Source organism: Mycobacterium hackensackense, assembly GCF_025822555.1.
Classification (GTDB): domain Bacteria; phylum Actinomycetota; class Actinomycetes; order Mycobacteriales; family Mycobacteriaceae; genus Mycobacterium; species Mycobacterium fluoranthenivorans.
The window spans coordinates 1-2,591 of sequence record NZ_JACKUC010000019.1 but is presented as its reverse complement, the minus strand read 5'-3'; the positions used below and the strand labels follow the sequence as shown (position 1 = coordinate 2,591).

2 protein-coding genes and 1 pseudogene are annotated in these 2,591 nt (G+C 68.3%); 1 reads left to right on the top strand and 2 read right to left on the bottom strand.

Features of this window, described 5'->3' with window-relative positions:
- Window positions 1-272: pseudogene (locus H7J86_RS00155) on the top strand (LLM class flavin-dependent oxidoreductase); the annotation flags it as partial.
- A gap of 4 nt (window positions 273-276) precedes the next feature.
- Here H7J86_RS00155 and H7J86_RS00150 read toward each other — a convergent pair.
- Window positions 277-1,491: an acyl-CoA dehydrogenase family protein gene (locus tag H7J86_RS00150; RefSeq protein WP_267288631.1), complete on the bottom strand. Its 1,215-nt coding sequence runs from the start codon at window positions 1,489-1,491 to the stop codon at window positions 277-279.
- On the bottom strand, window positions 1,488-2,591 hold a 1,104-nt coding region (locus H7J86_RS00145; RefSeq protein WP_267288629.1), incomplete at its 5' end, for an NtaA/DmoA family FMN-dependent monooxygenase. The genes H7J86_RS00145 and H7J86_RS00150, both read right to left, overlap by 4 nt.

The window sequence follows — 2,591 nt, the reverse complement described above, 5'->3', positions numbered from 1 at the left end:
AGGGCCGGAACTCGCGGGTGGTGGGTACCCCGGAGTCCATCGCCGATCAGTTGCAGCGCTGGCGCGATGCGGGTGTGGACGGAATCAACGTCGTCAACGCCACCATCCCGGGCAGCTACGAGGATTTCGTCGAGCACGTCACACCCGTGCTGCAGCAGCGTGGGCTGGCTCAGCGCGACTACGCCCCCGGCAGCGTGCGCGCCAAGCTGTTCGGTGCCGACCTGATCAACGAGCGGCACCCCGCGGCCCGCTACCGCGGGGCTTTCTCGTGATGCGTCAGAAGTAGCCGCTGCCGGGCAGTTTGGTACCGCGGGTGTAGTAGGCGCCGATGGCCTGCGCCTTGTACGACGTCGGGTTGTGCGAGGCCAACGTCCGGATGTTGCGCCAGTGCCGGTCCAACAGATGCGACTGGCGCACCACCGACGCACCGCCGACATCGAAGATCTGCGATGCCGCCTTCTGCGCCAAGCCGTCGATGACGACTTTGGCGGCGGCGGCCTGCAGGGACGCCTCGTGAGCGAGTTCGAGATTCGGATCGGTTTTGTCGACGTCGGCCTCGTAGGCGATGGCCAGCGCATCGGCGGCGGCCAGTACGGTGGCCTCGCCGACGTAGGCCGCGGCGGCGATCTCACCGATCTCGCGCTGCAGCAGCGGGTCATCCGGTGCCGACGGGTTGGGCGCCCAGGTGAAGCTGCGCGCCCGCTGGTGCACGTGAGCGACCGCATCGGCGCGCAGCGCATGCAGCACACCGACTTCCAGCGCGGTCACATACAGCTGGAAGAACGCGCCGGAGTGGTACAGCGGCGGCCGTTCGGCATCGCTCTCCGGCGGGGAGAACTGCAGCAGCTCATCGGCGGTGACCGCGACATCGGCGAAGATCGCGGTCCCGGTGCCGGTGGCGCGCTGCCCGAAACCGTCCCAGTCGTCGAGCACGGTGACACCGGCCCGATCGGTGGGAACAAGGGCGATCACGGTGGCGTCGGCGGGGTCGCTGGCCAGGACCTCGGCGTAGTCGGCATAGAGCGTCCCGGTGGTGAAGAACTTCTTGCCGTTGAGCCGGTAGGCGTCGCCGTCGGGGGTGAGCCTGGTCTGCCAGACAAAGCCGCCGGCCGGCTCGGAGCCCAGCTCGGTGGAGGCATTGCCCACGATGGCCCCCGACAACGCGAGTGCGGTCACCCGTTGACGTTGTACCTCGTCGAGCCTCAGTCGCTCCTCCACGTGGGCGAAGTGCCCGCGCAGGATGTGCGCCACGTTCACATCGGCGGCGGCCAGCGCAATCACCGTGGCGAACAGTTCGCGCAGGCTCGCCCCGCCGCCCCCGTGCTCGCGCGGGATTCGCAGCGCACCCAGTCCCGACTCGCGGATGAGGTCGATGACGGCGAACGGGCGTTCGTTGTGGCGCTCACGTTCCAGCGCGCCCTCGCCGACTGCCGCGATGAGCGCGGCCAGGCGCTCGGAGCCGAAGGTCAGGGGTTCGGTGGTGGTGGTCATCGTGTTACCTCCTCGGTGACGCGGCGGTAACGCGCCGCGCGATGTGATTCCGGCAGGCGCGCACCTCGCCCGAACAATTTGTGCCGCAACGAACCTTCCTCGTATGCGGTCTTGTAGACACCACGTCGCTGCAACTCCGGAACGACGTGGTCGATGAAGTCGGCGAACGACCCCGGGGTGATGACGTTGGTCAGGTTGAACCCGTCCACATCGGTCTCTTCCACCCAGGACTGCAGATCGTCGGCCACCTCGGTGGGTCCGCCGACACTGAAACCACCCTCGGCGTCGATGGCGTGGGCGTCGATGAAGTCGCGCAGGGTCCACTGACCCTGGCCGAACATCTGCACCGATGACTTCAGGTATTCGTTGTCGGTGACGGCGACGGGGTCGTCCAGGTCGAACCGGGACAGGTCGCTGCCCAGCCAGCCCGACCAGAGGGCCAGTGCGCCCTCGGGATCGGTGTAACGCCGGAAATCCTCGTACCGATCACGCGCGGCCTGCGGCGAGGCCCCCGTCACGGCGACGTGTCCGTTGACGATCTTCACGTCGTAGGGGTCCCGCCCGGCGTCGGAGGCCCTGGTGCGGATATCGGCGACGGCCTCGCGCAGTACCTCCTTGGTGGGCGCACCGATGAAGATCACCTCGGCGTTCTCCGCGCCGAACTGCTTGCCGCGGTGCGAGGCGCCGGCCTGGTACAGCACCGGGGTGCGCTGGATCGACGGCTCGCACAGGTGGATGCCCGGGACCCGGAAGTGCTTGCCCAGGTGTTCGATCGGATGGACCTTGGCCGGATCGGCGTAGTGCGCGCGTCCGGGTTCGGCGCCGACGGCGTCGTCCTCCCAAGAGCCCTCCCACAGCTTGTAGAGCACCTCGGTGTACTCGTCGGCGATGTCGTAGCGGTCGGCGTGCGGGGTGATGGTGTCCAGGCCGTGGTTGCGGGCGGCGCTCTCCAGATAGCCGGTGACGATGTTCCAGCCGACCCGACCCTTGGTGAGGTGATCCAGCGTCGACATCCGCCGGGCGAAGGAGTACGGGTGTTCGAACGAGGTGGCGGCGGTGATGCCGAAGCCCAGATGTTGGGTGGCCGCGGCCATCGCGGG